Origin of the sequence: Streptomyces muensis, assembly GCF_021474425.1 — a bacterium.
In the GTDB taxonomy this organism is placed as follows: domain Bacteria; phylum Actinomycetota; class Actinomycetes; order Streptomycetales; family Streptomycetaceae; genus Streptomyces; species Streptomyces muensis.
The window spans coordinates 1-499 of the sequence record NZ_JAKEIP010000645.1; the positions used below are offsets into that span (position 1 = coordinate 1).

The window sequence follows — 499 nt, forward strand, 5'->3', positions numbered from 1 at the left end:
CCCCCCAACCACACCCGCACCGCATCCCCCGCCGAACCCGACGGGGGCCGGATCCGCAGATGGATCCGGCCCCCGTCCTCGTCGAGCCGCCACTCATGCCCCCAGCCCTCGGGCAACTTCCCCAGCACCCTGATCACCGCGGTCACAGCCGGCGCATCCCCACCAGCCCTACGGACCAGCACCAGGTCCTGGAACTCCACAGCCCTCATCCACTCCGCTCACTGCCACGTCACTGCCACCCGTTCACGGCCACCTGAACCGAGGGCCCACCCCGCCCCGCGACGGCCACCTCCACACTCACCGGCAACGCGACCAGCAACGCCAGCGCGAGCACCGAAACCCCTGTTCTCCACACGGCCTTGGTCGCAGTCATGTCCGTGATCCCCGTGTTCCCCCTGTTGTCCATGCCCACGACTCTGCCAGCACCCACCGACAGCCTCCAGAGCGACCGCTGTCAGGATCCTGCACGACAAGGACCACTTCCTGTCAGCCCACCCAC

At 68.7% G+C, this 499-nt stretch carries 2 protein-coding genes; both read right to left on the reverse strand.

Features of this window, described 5'->3' with window-relative positions; translation table 11 throughout:
- Window positions 1–209 (reverse strand): hypothetical protein (locus tag L0P92_RS44870; protein ID WP_234768865.1); only part of this gene is annotated, 209 nt, incomplete at its 3' end.
- Between the two features lie 20 nt (window positions 210–229).
- Window positions 230–373, reverse strand: coding sequence for a hypothetical protein (locus L0P92_RS44875; RefSeq protein WP_234768866.1), 144 nt, complete (start codon window positions 371–373; stop codon window positions 230–232).
- Between the last annotated feature and the right edge of the window lie 126 nt (window positions 374–499).

Coding starts and splice junctions, on each gene's coding strand:
- L0P92_RS44875 (WP_234768866.1), bottom strand. CDS start 373: ATGACTGCGACCAAGGCCGTGTGGAGAACAGGGGTTTCGGTGCTCGCG.